Raw genomic sequence first — 15,904 nt, forward strand, 5'->3', positions numbered from 1 at the left:
CCGGGAAGGATCATTTGGGTTCCAAGCGGTTGAGGCCCTTGAGGTACGGCTTGAGCACCTCGGGCACCGCGACCGAGCCGTCTTCCTGCTGGTAATTCTCCAGCACCGCCACGAGCGTCCGCCCGACCGCGAGGCCGGAGCCGTTGAGCGTGTGGACGAAGCGCGTGCCCTTTTCCTCGGCGGGGCGGTAGCGCGCGTTCATGCGGCGCGCCTGGAAATCGGTGCAGGTCGAGCAGCTCGAAATCTCGCGGTAGCGGCCCTGGCCGGGCAGCCACACTTCGAGATCATAGGTGCGCGCCGCCGTGAAGCCCATGTCGCCGGTGCAGAGCTTCATGCGGCGGAACGGCAGGCCGAGCGCGGTGAGGATGCCCTCGGCGCAGGCGGTCATGCGCTCGTGCTCGGCCTCGGATTTTTCGGGCGCGACGATCGAGACCATCTCGACTTTCTCGAACTGGTGCTGGCGGATGAAGCCGCGTGTGTCGCGCCCCGCCGCGCCCGCTTCGGAGCGGAAGCAGGCGGTGAGCGCGGCGAAGCGCAGCGGCAGCTCGGCTTCGCTGAGGATCTTGCCGGCGACGATGTTGGTCAGCGGCACCTCGGCGGTGGGGATCAGCCAGCGGCCGTCGGTGGTGCGGAACTGGTCCTCGGCGAACTTGGGGAGCTGCCCTGTGCCGAACAGCGCCTCGTCGCGCACCAGCAGCGGCGGGATGGCTTCCTCATAGCCGTGCTCAGCCGTCAGTGTGTCGAGCATGAACTGGCCGAGCGCACGGTGCAGCTTGGCGGCGTGGCCGCGCACGAGCGTAAAGCGCGCGCCCGACATCGCCGCGCCGGTCTCGAAATCGAGCCCGAGCGCTGGGCCGATCGCGTCATGCTCCTTGGGCGTGAAGGCGAATGCGGGCTGGGTGCCGTGAGTCGCGACCAGCACGTTGTCGTCCTCGTCGGCACCACGGGGCACGTCGGCGAGCGGCAAATTGGGGATCGCCGCGAGCGCGGCGGTGAGCGTCTCGCCGACCGCTTTCTCCTCGGCGGCGATCGCTGGCAGGCGTTCCTTCAGTTCGGCGACTTCGGCGAGCAGGTCGGTGGGGTCGTCGCGGCGCGCCTTGGCGGCACCGATCGCCTTCGACGCTTCGTTGCGGCGCGCCTGCGCGGTCTGCGCCTCGGTGATGAGCGCGCGACGCGCCTCGTCGAGCGCGAGCAGGGCGGCCGATGCGGGGGCGACCCCGCGTTTGGCGAGGGCGGCGTCGAAGGCGGCGGGATCGTCGCGGATCAGGCGGATGTCGTGCATAATGCGCGAGGCTATGGCCGCGCGGTTCCGCCTGCGCAAGCCACCGCACGTGAATCGAAAAGCCCCTGCGCGACTCGCGTCGCGCAGGGGCTTTGGTTTCGGCCTGTTATCGGACTCAGGCTTCGGCGGCGGGCCGCTTGGCGAAGCGCTTGCGGGCGACCAGCGCGGCGGCGGCGGCACCGAACAGCAACACCATCGGCGGCGCGGGCACCGGCGCCGGGTGGCCACCGCTGCTGCCGCCATGCCAGCCGCTGCTGCCGCCGTGCCAACCGCTGCTGCCGCCATGCCAGCCGCTGCTGCCCGGGAAGCCGTGGCTGCTCGACGCGTAGCTGCTCGATCCGCTCGACGCGCTCGACGTGGAGGTAGACCCCGAGGTGGAGGAACTCGTCGAACTCGACGTCGAGGAGCCGCCCGTCGAGGTCGAGGTGGAAGACCCGCCCGTGGATGTGGAGGTCGAGGAGCCACCGGTCGATGTCGAAGACCCGCCCGTCGAGGTGGAGGAGCCGCCCGTGGACGTGGATGAGCCGCCGGTCGATGACCCGCCGGTGGAGGTGGACGACCCACCCGTCGAAGACCCACCGGTGGAGGAACCACCCGTCGAGGTGGAGCCGCCGCTGGACGAGGTCGATCCGCCGCTCGATGTCGAGGAAATGACGATCCCGCCCGATCCGCCGCCGCCACCGCCGCCGAAGAAGCCGCCGCCCGAGAAGCCGCCGCCGAATCCGCCGAAGCCGCCGCCGATCACGGTCATGCCGCCGCCACCGCCCCCGCCCATCGCCGGCACATCGGCGGGGGGCAGCGGGATCGGCGCGCCCTGGCTGGTCATGGTGACGACCGCGGGCGGGCACACCGCGCGGGTCTGCGTTACGACTCGGCGGACGCGACCGCCGGGGTGGCTCACCGTGCGGCGCACGACGCGCTTGGTCTTCTGGACATACGCATGGCGCGTCTTCGAGGCTTCGGCGACATGCACCGCGCCACCGCCGACGATAGCGCCGCCGCATGCGCAAGCGCACAGTTTAGCCAAGGCCATCCGCACCGACATGATTTCGCTCTTTCGTTGCCGACAGGATCTTCTGCCGGGTCTGCATTACCTCAGCGGGTTCGCCGCTCTTTGCCCAAAGTGCCGAACAAAGGGTTAAGTTCAAGGTCGTTAACCGAGTTATCAGGGTCTCAATACGGGATTCTTTACGCGTCGTCGGTGCGGATCATGGTAAACGTATCGGGACGGTACAGATCTGTGGCCGGTTCGTACTTTCCTGCGCGGGCGCGGGTGAATAGCGGATGCGGGCGCGCTTTCGCATGTCAGCCCGCCGGGGTTGCTTGTGGTGCGGGAACGGCATGGCTATAGGCGCGCTCATCATGGGACAGCCGGGCGTGGAAAAAGAACGCTTTGAGCGTCATACGACTGGCAGCGATGGGATGGCGACTGGTCTTGAATCACCTAGATGACACCACGAAATTCGACGCGCCTCCGGCCCTGTCGAACGATAGCGACGGGTATCGGCCAAGCGCCGACGAACCTTTCATGAACCCGCGCCAGCAGGCGTATTTCCGGGACAAGCTGCAAGCGTGGAAGGATGCGATCCTGCGCGAATCGGCGGGGACGCTCTCGCAGCTCCAGCTCGATTCGCTGCGCGAGGCGGATCTGACCGATCGCGCATCGAGCGAGACCGACTGGTCGATCGAGCTGCGCACGCGCGACCGGCAGCGCAAGCTGATCTCCAAGATCGATGCGGCGCTGCGTCGGATCGAGGACGGCGAATATGGCTATTGCGAAGTCACCGGCGAGCCGATCTCGCTCGGCCGGCTCGAAGCACGGCCGATCGCGACGATGACGGTCGAGGCGCAGGAGCGCCACGAACGCCACGAAAAGGTCTCGCGCGAGGACTGAGCGCAGTCCGATAATTTAAGAGGTTGGATACCAAAGCCCGCTATCGTGGAGCCGAGTATCTTCAATCCGGCGATGGTGATGGACGAGCACTCCAACGATTCCCTGCGTGAGCCGAGCGGCGAACGCATGAGCGGCGAAGACGCGGGGGACCGTAGCGGCGCGCGCGACAGCCTGTTGGTGATGTCGGACCTGCGGGTCGGCGATACCACGACGACGGTGCGCGTGCGCAACCTGTCCGCCGGCGGGCTGATGGCGGAATATCAGCAGGGTCTGGATGTCGGCACCGAGGTTGAATGCGATCTGCGCGGGGTCGGCGTGGTGCGCGGGCGAGTCGCGTGGTCGGCGGCGGGGCGGATCGGGATTGCGTTCGACCGGCAGATCGATCCGAAGCTGGCGCGCAAGCCGGTCGGCACCGGGGCCAAGCCGAACATGGTGGTCGCGCCCAAATACACGCCGCGCACGTAAAGCGGGGTTCGGAGCCCGGGCAGCGGTGCTGCCCGGGCGCGCTGTCGTTAAAGGATCGTCATTTCTTCCTTAACGCGAAGCTTTTGCTTCTTGAGCGCGGCCAACATTGCGCTATCAGGCTGCGGTCGATGCGACTCGGCGCTGATCTTCTCTTCGAGGACGGCGTGTTTGGCCTCCAGGGCCATGTGGTGCGCGTTCTGCATTGAGTTTTCCTCCTTCCGAAAGGGTGGCGGGGGAAGCAATCAAGCATGATTCTGGTTCAATGTCTGCCCCTTTGGCGGTGCGATTCGACGTACCGAGCAAAGAAGTGCGACGACCGGATTATTGGCGCTCGCGTCCTTCCACGGTTTTGCTAGAGTTCCCTTGACCGGCCCGTTCCCCCGCCCGAAGCCCCCTCGGTAGATCCGGGTGAGCCGCCGGGCGGTGGCGCGGGCCGGTGCGACTCAGCCGATCACCGGCGCAGGGGGACGAATGGACGGAGCGCAGATCGCCAAGCGGCTTGAGGTGGTGAGAGTCGAGCATCGTGACCTCGATGCCGCACTGTCCGCGCTGATCGCCGGTGGTGCGGCCGATCAGATGCAGCTCGCCCGTCTCAAGAAGCGCAAGCTGCGGCTGCGCGACGAGATCGTCTCGCTGGAAGACCAATTGATTCCCGACATCATCGCGTGAGCCGGGCGGCGATCCGAAACGGGACGGTCGGCGGCATGAACGCAACGCGCCGCCCTACCGCCGGGCGCGCGACCTGTGCCACAGGGCTGACATGAGGGGTGCCGAGACGAGGGGGGCGCTGCCGGATTCGCGGATTCACCGCCGTCTGATCGACGTGCTCTACGTCGATGCGATGGTGCTGGCCGACGAGGCGCGCAGCTATTTCGACGATGGCGGTCGCGCCGACCGCGAGGCGCTGCCGCCGCTCGCGCGCGTCGCGTTCAGTTGTGAATCGCTCAAGGTGACGACACGGCTGATGCACGTCATCGCCTGGCTGCTGACCCAGCGCGCGGTGAGCGCGGGCGAGATGGCGCCGCGCGACGCGCTCGATCCGTCGCGGCGGCTCGGCCCGGCGCCGATCAGCGATGCGACCGCGGTGGCGGAACTGCCGGCGCGGGCGCGGGCGCTGATCCAGTCGAGTGCGGACCTGTACCGGCGGGTCGGGTTGCTCGACGCGGCGCAGGCGGGCGTGGCGGCGGGGCAGAGCCCGGCGCGATCGATGCAGGAGCGGTTGGCGACGGCGTTTTGAGCGGCTGACGAGGGTTCCTCCTTCCGTTTACCCCCAGCGAACTTGCATCCTCCTCAACCGTTCGTGTCGAGCGAAGTCGAGACACAATGCGCTTGCGCTTGGGGCTTGTCCCTCGACTTCGCTCGGGACGAACGGGGTGGGAAACAAGAAGTCGCCCTTCACCGCAGATGCGCGCGGCTCTTCATCAGTGGCTGGATGCGGGTGCCGAATGCTTCGACGCCTTCGAGGAAATCGTCGAAGGTGAGCAGCACGCCGCCGGTATTGGGCACCTCGGCCATCTCGTCGAGCATCCGCGCGACGGTTTCATACGAGCCGACCAGCGTGCCCATGTTGATGTTGACCGCCCCCTCGGGCGCGGCGAGCTGGCGGACGTTGGTGTCGGTGTTGACCGTGTCGGCGGCGCCCTGATCGGCGAGCCAGGCGATCGCGTCGAGATCGGCGCCGTCGTTATAGGCGCGCCACTTGGCCTGCGCGGCTTCGTCGGTTTCGGCGGCGATCACCATCACCAGCACGAAGATCGACACGTCGCGTCCGGTCTTTTCGGTCGCGGCGGCGAGCCGGATGTTGTTGGGCGCGAACGCGGTCGGCGTGTTGACGCCCTTGCCGAGACAGAAAGCGTAATCCGCCCATTTCGCCGAGAAGGCGAGGCCGGCATCGGACGAGCCGGCGCAGATGATCTTCATCTCGCCCTGCGGCTGCGGCCAGACGCGGCAGTCGCTCATCTGGTAATAGTCGCCCTTGAAGTCGGACGTGCCGGTCTCCCACAGTTCGCGCAGGATGTGGGCATATTCGTCGAGCATCGTGTAGCGGTTGCGGAAATGCTCCTCGCCCGGCCACATGCCCATCTGGGTATATTCGGGCGGCTGCCAGCCGGTGATGAGGTTCAGCCCGAAGCGGCCGTGGCTGATCGAATCGATCGTGTTGCACATCCGCGCGGCGAAGGCGGGTGGAATGAGCAGGGTGGGGCAGGTGGCGTAGATCTTGATCCGCTCGGTCACGGCGGCGAGGCCGGCCATCAGCGTGAAGCTTTCGAGGCCGTATTCCCAGAATTCGGTCTTGCCGCCGAAGCCGCGCAGCTTGATCATCGACAGCAGGAAATCGAGGCCATGCTCCTCGGCCTTGAGCGCGATCGCCTTGTTGAGATCGAAGCTCGGCTTGTACTGCGGCGCGGCTTCGCTGATCAGCCAGCCGTTGTTGTTGATGGGGATGAAGACGCCGATCTGCATGCGCGATACCCTCTTCAGTTGCCGTCGAGCCAGCCGAGCAGGCAGGCGTTGAAATCATCGGCCTGCGTGACGTTGCAGGCGTGGCCGCCGCGCGCGAACCGCACCAGCCGCGATCCTGCCACGCTCGCGTGGATCGCGGCCGAGCAGGCGGGCGGCACGAGCATGTCGTCGTCGCTGGCGATCAGCAATGTCGGCGCGGTGATGTCGCCGAGCCGGTCGGCGATGTCGAAGCCGCGCGCGGCGGCGATGCGGCGTTCGATCATCACCGTACCGGGAAAGTGCGCGAGCTGTTCGGCGGCTTCGGCGATCAGCCGGTCGTGATGCTGGCTGATCCACTGCGGCGGAAACAGGAACAGCGGCTGCGCGTGGAGATAGGCCTGCGCGCCGCTGTCGCGCAGCAACGCGAGCCGCGTGTCGAAGCAGCGTTCGGTATGCCGGTCGAGCCGCGCCCAGCCGTTGACCACCACCAGCCGCGCGACCCGCTCGGGTGCTGCGAGCGCAAGCGCCATGCCGGCCATGCCGCCGATCGCATGGCCGACGATCGTCACCGCTGCGATGTCGAGCGCGTCGAGCAGCCGGCGCATGTCCTCGCCGACCGCCTCCAGCGTCACGTGACCGGCGATTTCGCGCTCCGAGCGGCCGGTGCCGCGATGATCGTACAGGATGACGCGATACCGCGCGGCGAGCGCGGCGAGATTGGGGTGCCAGTACCCGCCCGAACCGCCCAGCCCGGAGGACAGCAGCAGCGGCGGCGCGCCTTCGGGGCCGTGCAGTTCGTAGTAGAGCCCGTCCGCGTGCGGCATCAGCCGAGATGCGCGACCGAGGCGATCTCGACGAGGCATTCGGGCTTCACCAGATCGGCGCGGATGCAGTAGCGCGCTGGCTTGTCGCCCGGAAAATACCCGGCATAGACCGCGTTGAACGCGGCGTAATCGCCGAGATCCTTGAGGAAGATGTGGTTCATCGCGATGTCGGCCATGCTGCCGCCTGCCGCCTCGACCGTGGTCTTGATCGCCTCCAGCACATGCCGGGTCTGCGCGGCCGCATCGCCGACGTGCAGCACCACGCCGCCCTCGGCGAGCGCGAGCATGCCCGAGACGTAGAGCGTGTTCCCGGCCCTCGCGGCGGCCGAATAGGGCGCGATCGGGGTGGGGAATTGCGGCGGGTTGATCGCTTCGAACGGCATCATGCTTCCCTGTCTGGCACTTGGCCGACCGCGCCGCAGAAATCTGCGACGGTGCTGACCCAGCCGAAGAATTTCTCGACGTTGTAGACGGTCGCCTGCTGGATGAAGTCTGGGCCGAGATGGTGCGTGGCATCTTCCAGCATCACCCCGAAATATTCGAGGTGGAAACCGTCGCGCAGAGTCGATTCGACGCAGACGTTGCTGGCGATGCCGACGAACACGAGCGTGCGGATGCCGCGTGCGCGCAGGATCGAATCGAGCTGCGAGTTGAAGAACGCCGAATAGCGCGTCTTGTGGACGCGGATGTCGCCCGGCTTGGGGGTGAGCGCATCGACCAGTTCGTAATCCCAGCCGCCGCGTGCGAGCAACTGGCCGGCAAGCTCGGGGCGTGCGCGCATCGTCTTTAGCGCGTTGGACTTGTGGTAATTGGGCGACTGCGGCGTGCCGGCCTCGACATAGTCGGCGTCCCAACCGTTCTGGAGGAAGATCACCGGCATGCCAGCGCCGCGCGCGGCATCGAGCACCTGGCCGATCTTGCCGATCACGCCGGCGGCGCCGGCGATATCGAACCCGGCGAGATCGACGTAACCGCCTTCGCTGGCATAGGCGTTCTGCATGTCGATCACGATGACGGCGGTGTCGTGCGGCGACACGCGGATCGGCTCGGGGCGCGCCGGCAGGACCACCGTGTCAGGTACGTTTTCGGGGCGATGGTCGATCACGGGCGGTTCGCGCATCCCGGCATGATCGGGCAGCGCCACCGATAGATCAAGCGGTCAACTCAGCCGGTCGATCGCTTCGGCGTCGAGCGATCCGGGAATGATCATCAGCGGGACCGGCAGAGCGCCCGAATCGCCCGCGAAATGCGCGATCAGCGGGCCGGGCGATCCGTTCGGTGCCGCGCCCAGCACCAAAGCGGCGATGTCCGGGTTGGCGGCGATCATCTCGCGAATGATCTTGGGGCCGTCGCCCTGCCGCACCGTGATCGACGGGCGAAGCCCCGATTCGTCGATCAGCGTACCGGCCGCGCCCGCGACGAGGCCCTCGGCGTGAAGCCGCGCCTCCTCCTCGATCGTCGCCTGCACGCCGCCGAACGGGATGAACTCCTGCGGCTCGATCAGCGCGAGGATCTCGACGCCGCCGCCGGTCTTCACCGCACGCCGCGCGGCGAAGCGGAGCGCGATCGCGCTTTCGGGAGTGTTGTCGATCACGACGAGATAGATGCGCATGTGTTAAGGCCCCTCAACGCGTTAGGTGGCGCGTGCGCGCGGTGTGTGCAAGCCTGACTGCGCCGATCATGGTCTTGACCGGGCCGGTTCGGGGCGCGAGAGACGCGGACGCCCCAGGATTCGATTTCAAGGACGACTTCATGCCGATCGAGATCAAGATGCCCGCGCTTTCCCCGACGATGGAGGAGGGCACGCTTGCGAAATGGCTCGTGAAGGAAGGCGACACCGTTCGCTCGGGCGATCTGCTCGCCGAGATCGAGACCGACAAGGCGACGATGGAATTCGAAGCGGTCGACGAGGGCACGATCGGCAAGCTGATGGTCGCGGAAGGGTCCGAGGGCGTCAAGGTCGGCACCGTGATCGCGGTGATGGCGGGCGAGGGCGAGGATGCGTCGGCTGCGCCAGCGCCCAAGGCCGAAGTGCCCGCCCCGAAGGAGGCTCCCAAGGCCGAAGCCGCGCCGGCTCACACGCCTGCGCCTGCACCCGCGCCCGCAGCGGCCCCCGCGTCCAAGGCCGCCGAGGGCGACCGCCTGCGCGCCAGTCCGCTCGCGCGCCGTCTCGCTGCCGAAAAGAACATCGATCTCGCCGCGCTGACCGGCAGCGGCCCCAACGGCCGAATCGTCAAGGCCGATCTCGACGGCGCCAAGTCGGGCGCGGCGCCCGCCAAGGCGTCCGAAGCCGCAGCGCCCAGCGCCGCGCCGGCCCCGGCGCCCGCGCCGACCGTCGCCAACGTGCCCGACATCCCGCACACCGCCGAAAAGCTCTCGAACGTGCGCAAGGTGATCGCGCGCCGCCTGACCGAATCGAAGCAGCAGGTGCCGCACATCTATCTGACCGTCGATGTCCGGCTCGACGCGCTGCTCAAGCTGCGCGGCGAACTCAACGCCGGCCTCGCCGCGCGCGGGGTGAAGCTGTCGGTCAACGATCTGCTCATCAAGGCGCTCGGCGTCAGCCTGATGCAGGTGCCCAAGTGCAACGTGATGTATACGCCCGATCAACTCATCAGCTTCAGCCGCGCCGACGTGTCGGTGGCAGTGAGCGTGCCGGCCGGCCTCATCACGCCGATCATCAAGGGCGCCGACACCAAGGGCGTCGCCGCGATCTCGACCGAGATGAAGGATCTCGCCACCCGCGCGAAGGACGGCAAGCTCAAGCCCGAGGAATTCCAGGGCGGCACCGCCTCGATCTCGAACATGGGCATGATGGGCATCAAGCAGTTCGAGGCGGTCATCAATCCGCCGCAGGGCATGATCCTGGCGATCGGCGCTGGCGAGCAGCGCCCCTATGTCATCGACGGCGAGCTTGGCATCGCCACGGTGATGTCGGCGACCGGCAGCTTCGATCACCGCGCAATCGACGGGGCCGACGGCGCGCAGTTGATGGCCGCGTTCAAGACGCTGGTCGAATCGCCGCTCGCGATGCTCGCGTAAGACACTCGTGCGGCGGACGCTCGTCGAACTGATGTTCCTCGCGCTCGGGCTGGGCGTTGCGATGACGATCGCCTCGGTGGCGGTGTGGGCGGTGCCGGGCACCGGCCGCGCCGTCTGGGGCGTGACCTATGTCGTGATGATCTTCGACGTGTTGCTCCAGGTCCGCCCGATCCGCCGCGCGTGGCGGCTCGATCATGCGAACAGGCAGGCCGTCGATGGCTGAACCGACACTACCGCCCGGCGAACCCGCGATCCGCGCCACCGCGATGTCCGCGGATAACAACCCCTATGGCACGATCTTCGTCGGCTGGCTGATGGGGCAGATGGCGCTCGCCGCTGGATCGGTCGCGTCGCGGCACAGCGGCGCGCGCGCGCCGGTGGTCGCCGCCGACGGCTTCGCTTTCACGGCACCCGTGATGGCGGGGGATGAAGTCTCGTTCTACGCCGCGATCGTCGGCACCGGGCGCAGCTCGATGACGGTCGCGGTCGAGGTGTGGCGGCGCGACCGCCACGGCGAGGGCACCGCGCGCGCCGCACGCGGCACCTTCGTGCTCGTCGCGATGGGCGAGGACGGCGCGCCCAAAGCCCTTAACACCGCGCCAACCACTTCCGATATCAAGCCGCTGCTGGAAGGAACCCTTTAAGTGTCCGAATCATTCGATCTCGTAATCCTCGGCTCCGGCCCCGGCGGCTATGTCGCGGCGATCCGCGCGGCGCAGCTCGGCCTCAAGACCGCCATTGTCGAGCGCGAGCGGCTGGGCGGCATCTGCCTCAACTGGGGCTGCATCCCGACCAAGGCGCTGCTGCGCACCTCCGAAATCTATCACTATATGAGCCACGCCAAGGATTACGGGTTGAAGGCCGACAACATCGGCTTCGACCTGGAGGCGGTGACTCAGCGCAGCCGCAAGGTGGCCGGGCAGCTCAATGCCGGCGTCAAAGGGCTGATGAAGAAGAACAAGGTCACGGTGTTCGAGGGCAGTGGCGCGCTGACCGCCAAGGACACATTGGTCGTGACGCAGGGCGACAAGACCGTCGAACTGAAGGCCAAGCACATCATCGTCGCGACCGGCGCGCGCGCGCGCGACCTGCCGTTCGCCAAGGCCGACGGCAAGCGCATCTGGACCTACCGCCACGCGATGGTGCCGCCCGAAATGCCGACGAAGCTGCTCGTTATCGGCTCGGGTGCGATCGGCGTCGAGTTCGCGAGCTTCTACAACGACATGGGTGCCGACGTGACGATCGTCGAGATGCTGCCGCGCATCCTGCCGGTCGAGGACGAGGAAGTCTCCGCGTTCATGGACAAGGCGCTGACCAAGCAGGGCATCAAGCTGCTCACCGGCACCGGGGTCGATGGGTTGGATGTCGGCGCGAACGGCGTGACGGCGAAGATCAAGGGCAAGGACGGGCAAGTCACGTCGGCCGAGTTCAGCCATGTCATCGTCGCGATCGGGATCGTCCCCAACACCGAGAATATCGGGCTTGAGGCACTTGGCGTCGAGACCGATCGCGGCCACATCAAGGTCGATGGCTATGCCCGCACCAACGTGCCCGGCATCTATGCGATCGGGGACGTGACCGGCGCGCCCTGGCTCGCGCACAAGGCGAGCCATGAGGGCATCGTTTGCGTCGAGGCGCTGGCCGGCGAGAAGCCGCATCCGTTCGAGACGTGGAACATCCCGGGCTGCACCTATTCGCGCCCGCAGGTCGCCTCGGTCGGCCTCACGGAAGCCAAGGCCAAGGATGCCGGCCATGAGGTGAAGGTCGGCAAGTTCCCCTTCATCGGCAACGGCAAGGCGATCGCGCTCGGCGAGGCCGAGGGCTTCGTCAAGACGGTGTTCGACGCCAAGACCGGCGAACTGCTCGGCGCGCACATGGTCGGCGCGGAAGTGACCGAGCTGATTCAGGGCTATGTGATCGCGCGCCAGCTCGAAACCACCGAGGCCGAGCTGATGGAGACGGTGTTCGCGCACCCGACGCTCAGCGAGATGATGCACGAGAGCGTGCTCGGCGCCTACGGCCGAGCGATCCACATCTGATGCGCACCGGCGCGGCGGCCTTGGGTGTGCTCGCTGCGCCGGTCCTTCTCGGCGCGGCGGCGCCCGATTATGCGGGGGATGCGGTCGCGCTCGACGCACTGGTCACCGCCAATTACGCCTATCTCGATCGTTTCCCCGGCGGCAAGGCGCCGGCGACGCCGCAACTTGCCGCCGAGCGCGCCGCCGTCCATGATCGCGACAGTTTGCTCCAGTATGCCGAGGACGTGCTGACGTCGCTCGCCGATCATCATGCGATCACGGGCGCTTCGTTCAAGCAGGATTGGGCGGTGGTGCCGACCTATGCCGATTTGTGGATCGAACGCAGCGGCGATCAGTATGCGGTCGATGCGGTGCGCCCCGATACGCCGGCCGCGCGGGCGGGTGTGGCGACCGGCGATCGGCTCGTTGCGGTCGATGGCGTGCCGATCGCGCAGGCGCTGGCGGCGTTCTGGGCGCCGCTCGGGCTGGACGCGCAAGGTGAGCGCGGGGCCTATGGCGCGCGCGTGCTGGCGGCGGGGCGGCGCGATCGGCCACGGGTGCTGGCGTTCGCCGGAACGCGCGGCACCCGCACGCTGACGCTGGCGAGCCTGTACGACGCGCAGCCCGATCGCCCGCCGCTGACCGTGACCGGCACGACGATCCGCTTCAACAATTCGCTCGGCGATCAGGCGACCATCGCGGCGTTCGACGCGGCGATGGCGGCGATCCCCACAAATGCGCCGGTAACGATCGATCTCACCGATACGCCGAGCGGCGGCAATACCAGCGTCGCGCGCGCGGTGATGGGCTGGTTCGTGCGCGTGCCGAGCGCCTATCAGGTTCACACGCTTCCCGCCGAGGAGCGCGAGACCGGCGTGCCGCGCCAGTGGATCGAACAGGTGCTGCCGCGCGCCGGGCGATATCATGCCGGGCCGGTCAGCCTGCGAGTCGGGCGATGGACCGGCAGCATGGGCGAGGGGATCGCGATCGGCTTCGCGGCGTTCGGTGAGCGAGTCTGCGGCACGCGGATGGCGGGCCTGCGCGGCGCGGTGTATGATTTCCCGCTGCCGGCGAGCGGGCTGGTGGTCAAGCTCCCCGCCGAACGGCTCTACACGGTCGACGGCAAGCCGCGCGAGGCGTTCCAGCCTCGTCCCGCGTCGCAATGTCGCTGACGCCCATGCGGCGGGTCGCGTGGGCGGCGGCGTTGCTGTGTCTCCTCCAGATCGCTTTGTGGTGGCCGGGCGTCGCGATGTTCGACACGATCGGCCAGTACACGCAGGTGCTGAGCGGCGCGTATGACGACTGGCACCCACCGATCATGGCGAAGCTGTGGGCGGTGCTCCATCCCCTCTGGCCCGGCGCCGCGCCGATGCTGCTGGTGCAGGCGGGGGCATATTGGCTTGGCCTCGGGCTGATCGCGGCGGGGCTGGCGCGGGGCGGGCGGGCGGGCGCTGGCTGGGCGGTGATCGCGCTGGGCGCGCTGCCGTTGTTCGTCGCGTGGCAATCGGTGGTGCTCAAGGATGCGCAGATGCTCGGCGCGATGCTGGCTGCGGTCGGCATCGTCGCGCGGGCGCGGTTCGGCGAGCGGCGGCTGTCGACGCGCGCGCTCATCGCGGTGGCGGTGTTGCTCGGCTACGCGGCGCTGGTGCGGACCAATGCGGTGTTCGCGGTGGTGCCGCTCGGCGTGATGCTGGTGCCGGGGCGGCGGCGCTGGGCCTATCGCGCCGGGGCGATCGCGGTGCTGACGCTCGCAGTGCTGGCGGTGTCGCCGGTCATCAACCATCGGCTGTTCCGGGCGGAGCCGACCCGCGTGAGCCATACGCTGCCGCTGTTCGATCTCGCCGGCATCGCGCATTTCGCTGGTGACGATGGCGTGCTGAGCGCCGGCGAGCGCGCGCTGATCGCCGAGAAGCATTGCTATCAGCCGTTTTTCTGGGATCCGATCGGCAGCGCGTCGCGCTGCGGCGCGATCGCCGACCGCTTTCAGCCGATGCCCGCCGGCACGCTCGACATCGCCTGGGCTGGCGCGATCGCGCGCCATCCGGTCGCCTATGCGCGCCACCGCCTCGCGCATCTCAACGCCACGACTCGCTGGCTGGTGCCGGCGATATGGACGAGCGCGGCGCCGCCGTCGGTTTCGGAACTCAACACGGTCGGTCTGGGGTCGCCCGCGAAGGGGGCATGGCCGGTCGTCGCGGCGGCTGGCTGGCTGGCGGCATCGCCGCTCGGCTGGCCGGTCACGTGGATCGTCGTCGCGGCGTCGCTGGTGGTGATCGTCCTTGCCGGCGCGCGCACGCCGGTGCGCGATCTCGCGCTGGCGCTCGCCGTCTCGGCGCTGGCGCTGGAGGCGAGCTTCGCGGTGGTGAGCATCGCCTCGGATCTGCGCTACCATTTGTGGCCGATGATGGCGGCGGCGCTCGCGGCGATCCTGGTGGCGAGCGAGGGCAGGGTGCCGCGCCGGCTGGCACTTGGCTGCGCGCTCGCGCTCGCGCTGGTGATCGCCGCCGGGCTTGCCGCGCGTGCGACGCTGCCGTCGCCGCCGCCGGGCTATATGGCGATGCTCGAATGGGATGGACAGGCGGCGGCACCCGCGCGACAACCTTTGCCATAGGGTTGAAAAAGGGGGATTTGATGGTTCGCAAGATTCTTGCCGCGGCGCTGCTTGCGTCGGTGGCGACGCCGGCGCTCGCCGAGAGCGTGGTCGTCACGGCGGCGCATCTGCTCGATGTCAATTCGGGCAAGACGCTCGACGATCCGGTCGTGGTCATCACCGACGGGCGCATCGCTTCGGTCGTCACCGGCGCCAACGCCCGTCCGGTCATCCCCGCCGGCGCGACGCGGATCGACCTGCCCGGCAAGACGATCCTGCCCGGGCTGATCGACATGCACGTCCACCTCACGTCGCTGGCGGAGATCGGCGGCTATACCGGCCTCAAATATACCGACAGCTTCTGGCAGGCGGTCGGCGTGGCGAACGCGAAGAAGACGCTCGATGCGGGCTTCACCTCGGTGCGCAACGTCGGATCGGGCGATTTCGACGATGTCGGTTTGCGGCAGGCGATCGACGGCGGCTGGATCGAAGGCCCGCGCATGACCACCGCGACCTATGCGATCGGCGCGACGGGCGGGCATTGCGACGACAATTCGCTGCCGCCCAGCCTCGACAAGCAGCAGCCCTCGGTCATCAACTCGCCGGGGGAAGCCCGCGCCAAGGTGCGCTGGCTGCACAAATATGGCGCGACCGTCATCAAGATCTGCGCGACCGGCGGGGTGTTCTCGCTTGGCGACAGCGTGGGCGGGCAGCAGCTCTCGTTCGAGGAGATGAAGGCGATCGCCGACGAGGCGCACATGCTCCACCTCAAGGTCGCCGCGCACGCGCATGGCGACGAGGGCATCAAGGCCGCGATCCTCGCCGGGATCGACACGATCGAACATTGCAGCTTGGCCTCTGACGAGGCGATCAAGCTCGCGGTCGAGCATCACACCTGGTTCGACATGGATATCTACAACGACGATTATATCCTCGCGACCGGCACCAAGAACGGCACCGAACAGCAGAGCATCGACAAGGAACGGATGATCGGCCTCAAGCAGCGCCAGACTTTCGCGCGGGCTGTGAAAGCGGGCGTGCCGATGCTGTTCGGCACCGATGCCGGCGTCTATCCGCATGGCGACAATGCCAAGCAGTTCGCGATGATGGTGAAGTGGGGGATGACCCCGATCCAGGCGATCCGCGCCGCGACGCTGAGCGCCGCCGACGCGCTCGGCACGCCCGACGATGTCGGGCAGATCGCGGTCGGCCGCTACGGCGACATCGTCGCGGTGGATGGCGATCCGCTCGCCGATGTGCGCGTGCTCGAACATCCCGCCGCCGTCATCAAGGGCGGTGAACGGGTGCGGTGATCCGGCCCGACCGGAGCGTTCCGATACACGGGAC

General features: G+C 68.0%; 19 protein-coding genes. 11 read left to right on the plus strand and 8 right to left on the minus strand.

The window, feature by feature from the left end; all coding sequences use genetic code 11:
• Positions 1-10: 10 nt before the first annotated feature.
• Together serS and J0A91_RS12625 are read right to left on the minus strand one after the other, a co-directional pair.
• Positions 11-1,282 carry a serine--tRNA ligase gene (serS, locus tag J0A91_RS12620; protein ID WP_069205208.1) on the minus strand — a complete coding sequence of 424 codons (1,272 nt, stop codon included), beginning with the start codon at positions 1,280-1,282 and terminating at the stop codon, positions 11-13.
• Between the two features lie 115 nt (positions 1,283-1,397).
• On the minus strand, positions 1,398-2,327 hold the full coding sequence (locus tag J0A91_RS12625) for a PEP-CTERM sorting domain-containing protein (RefSeq protein ID WP_169833139.1): 930 nt from the start codon (positions 2,325-2,327) through the stop codon (positions 1,398-1,400).
• Positions 2,328-2,810: 483 nt separating this feature from the next.
• Between J0A91_RS12625 and dksA the strand changes: the two genes are divergently transcribed.
• Positions 2,811-3,176 carry an RNA polymerase-binding protein DksA gene (gene dksA / locus J0A91_RS12630; RefSeq protein ID WP_420852832.1) on the plus strand — a complete coding sequence of 122 codons (366 nt, stop codon included), beginning with the start codon at positions 2,811-2,813 and terminating at the stop codon, positions 3,174-3,176.
• Positions 3,177-3,221: 45 nt separating this feature from the next.
• Entirely contained in the window at positions 3,222-3,641 is a 420-nt protein-coding gene (locus J0A91_RS12635; RefSeq protein ID WP_338056864.1) for a PilZ domain-containing protein, read from the plus strand.
• Positions 3,642-3,688: 47 nt separating this feature from the next.
• On the opposite strand, the gene J0A91_RS12640 is transcribed toward J0A91_RS12635, so the two are convergent.
• Positions 3,689-3,844 (minus strand): YdcH family protein, encoded by a 156-nt coding sequence (locus tag J0A91_RS12640; RefSeq protein WP_083224665.1) that lies wholly within the window; start codon positions 3,842-3,844, stop codon positions 3,689-3,691.
• Positions 3,845-4,112: 268 nt separating this feature from the next.
• Between J0A91_RS12640 and J0A91_RS12645 the strand changes: the two genes are divergently transcribed.
• Together J0A91_RS12645 and J0A91_RS12650 are read left to right on the plus strand one after the other, a co-directional pair.
• On the plus strand, positions 4,113-4,310 hold the full coding sequence (locus J0A91_RS12645; protein WP_069205212.1) for a YdcH family protein: 198 nt from the start codon (positions 4,113-4,115) through the stop codon (positions 4,308-4,310).
• Positions 4,311-4,401: 91 nt separating this feature from the next.
• On the plus strand, positions 4,402-4,878 hold the full coding sequence (locus J0A91_RS12650; protein ID WP_069205213.1) for a DUF1465 family protein: 477 nt from the start codon (positions 4,402-4,404) through the stop codon (positions 4,876-4,878).
• Between the two features lie 158 nt (positions 4,879-5,036).
• Here J0A91_RS12650 and rutA read toward each other — a convergent pair whose 3' ends face one another.
• The 5 genes from rutA to J0A91_RS12675 are packed head-to-tail and all read right to left on the minus strand — an operon-like array spanning position 5,037 to position 8,519.
• Positions 5,037-6,104, minus strand: coding sequence for a pyrimidine utilization protein A (gene rutA, locus J0A91_RS12655; RefSeq protein ID WP_069205214.1), 1,068 nt, complete (start codon positions 6,102-6,104; stop codon positions 5,037-5,039).
• Positions 6,105-6,118: 14 nt separating this feature from the next.
• On the minus strand, positions 6,119-6,907 hold the full coding sequence (rutD, locus tag J0A91_RS12660; protein ID WP_069205215.1) for a pyrimidine utilization protein D: 789 nt from the start codon (positions 6,905-6,907) through the stop codon (positions 6,119-6,121).
• The gene (rutC, locus tag J0A91_RS12665) at positions 6,907-7,290 is read right to left on the minus strand and encodes a pyrimidine utilization protein C (RefSeq protein WP_069207279.1); all 384 of its coding nucleotides are present in this window, start codon (positions 7,288-7,290) and stop codon (positions 6,907-6,909) included. The genes rutD and rutC overlap by 1 nt, the downstream gene beginning before the upstream one ends.
• Positions 7,290-8,027 (minus strand): pyrimidine utilization protein B, encoded by a 738-nt coding sequence (gene rutB, locus J0A91_RS12670; protein WP_069207280.1) that lies wholly within the window; start codon positions 8,025-8,027, stop codon positions 7,290-7,292. The genes rutC and rutB overlap by 1 nt, the downstream gene beginning before the upstream one ends.
• Positions 8,028-8,066: 39 nt before the next feature.
• On the minus strand, positions 8,067-8,519 hold the full coding sequence (locus tag J0A91_RS12675; protein ID WP_069205216.1) for a universal stress protein: 453 nt from the start codon (positions 8,517-8,519) through the stop codon (positions 8,067-8,069).
• A 140-nt stretch (positions 8,520-8,659) separates the two neighbouring features.
• Between J0A91_RS12675 and J0A91_RS12680 the strand changes: the two genes are divergently transcribed.
• Genes J0A91_RS12680 through J0A91_RS12710 form a run of 7 tightly spaced genes read left to right on the plus strand, consistent with a single transcriptional unit; the run spans position 8,660 to position 15,870 of the window.
• A complete protein-coding gene (locus tag J0A91_RS12680) occupies positions 8,660-9,949 on the plus strand; it encodes a pyruvate dehydrogenase complex dihydrolipoamide acetyltransferase (protein ID WP_069207281.1) in 1,290 nt (429 codons plus the stop codon).
• A gap of 7 nt (positions 9,950-9,956) precedes the next feature.
• A complete protein-coding gene (locus tag J0A91_RS12685) occupies positions 9,957-10,172 on the plus strand; it encodes a hypothetical protein (protein WP_083224666.1) in 216 nt (71 codons plus the stop codon).
• Positions 10,165-10,593, plus strand: coding sequence for an acyl-CoA thioesterase (locus J0A91_RS12690; protein ID WP_069205217.1), 429 nt, complete (start codon positions 10,165-10,167; stop codon positions 10,591-10,593). The genes J0A91_RS12685 and J0A91_RS12690 overlap by 8 nt, the downstream gene beginning before the upstream one ends.
• Complete coding sequence (gene lpdA / locus J0A91_RS12695; RefSeq protein ID WP_069205218.1) at positions 10,594-11,988, plus strand: dihydrolipoyl dehydrogenase; 1,395 nt, start codon at positions 10,594-10,596, stop codon at positions 11,986-11,988.
• A complete protein-coding gene (locus tag J0A91_RS12700) occupies positions 11,988-13,139 on the plus strand; it encodes a PDZ domain-containing protein (protein ID WP_069205219.1) in 1,152 nt (383 codons plus the stop codon). The genes lpdA and J0A91_RS12700 overlap by 1 nt, the downstream gene beginning before the upstream one ends.
• Positions 13,130-14,578 carry a glycosyltransferase family protein gene (locus tag J0A91_RS12705; RefSeq protein ID WP_069205220.1) on the plus strand — a complete coding sequence of 483 codons (1,449 nt, stop codon included), beginning with the start codon at positions 13,130-13,132 and terminating at the stop codon, positions 14,576-14,578. The genes J0A91_RS12700 and J0A91_RS12705 overlap by 10 nt, the downstream gene beginning before the upstream one ends.
• 20 nt (positions 14,579-14,598) lie before the next feature.
• Positions 14,599-15,870 (plus strand): Xaa-Pro dipeptidase, encoded by a 1,272-nt coding sequence (locus J0A91_RS12710; protein WP_069205221.1) that lies wholly within the window; start codon positions 14,599-14,601, stop codon positions 15,868-15,870.
• Positions 15,871-15,904: the final 34 nt, after the last annotated feature.

It is taken from the genome of Sphingomonas panacis (assembly GCF_001717955.1).
Classification (GTDB): domain Bacteria; phylum Pseudomonadota; class Alphaproteobacteria; order Sphingomonadales; family Sphingomonadaceae; genus Sphingomonas; species Sphingomonas panacis.